A 719-nucleotide genomic window follows, 5' to 3' on the forward strand; every position below is an offset into this window, starting at 1 on the left:
GGTCACATCAAGCCCTTTGGCGCGTAGTGCGTGCACTTCATTCTTCAACCATCGGCTCTGCTCCTGCAGGTAATGCGTGCGCGTCTCGTCCCGTGCCGGCGGTTCAAGCAGAGAAAAAAGCCTGACCGGTTTGGTCAGCCCGAGAATATGCAGAGTGGCACCACAGGCCTTGGCCAGAGCGCTGGCCTGGTGGATGGCCGGGGAGTGACGCAGGGTCGGATTGATGATCAGCAGCAACCGTTGATACTGGCTCATGGTCTGGCTCCAGAACGTTCAGGCCTGGACGCGAACGGCTTCTTGCCTCTGCGCTCATGCTGGATGGATGTCGGCATCGATCGGGGCTCCTCAACTGCCGGCCGCAGGCGTCCATTGCCAGTTCATCACTTCGGGCAAGTCCTGCCCGTGTTCGATGAGGTAAAGCTTGTGTTTCTCCATCGTTGCCCAGTAACGCGCCCGGGCAGTTTCGATCTGGTCGTGCAGGCGCGGAACCCGCTCGATCACATCCAGCGCCAGCTGATAACGGTCCAGGTTATTGATGACCGCCATATCGAACGGTGTCGTGGTCGCCCCCTCCTCCTTGAAGCCGCGCACGTGGAAGTTTTCATGATTGCTGCGTTTGTAAATCAGCCGGTGAATCAGTGCCGGGTACCCGTGGAAAGCAAAGATCACGGGTCTATCGACGATGAACAGCTCATCGAACGCCGAGTCCGACAAACCAT

The 719-nt window shown here is 58.6% G+C and carries 1 protein-coding gene and 1 pseudogene; both read right to left on the reverse strand.

Annotated features, from left to right (window positions below; all coding sequences use genetic code 11):
- Positions 1 to 255 (reverse strand): annotated as a pseudogene (locus AC1DH9_RS30230) (universal stress protein); the annotation flags it as partial.
- Positions 256 to 345: 90 nt separating this feature from the next.
- Positions 346 to 719 (reverse strand): phosphoketolase family protein (locus AC1DH9_RS30235; RefSeq protein ID WP_477809466.1); only part of this gene is annotated, 374 nt, incomplete at its 5' end.

Source organism: Pseudomonas sp. 05T35, assembly GCF_056396605.1.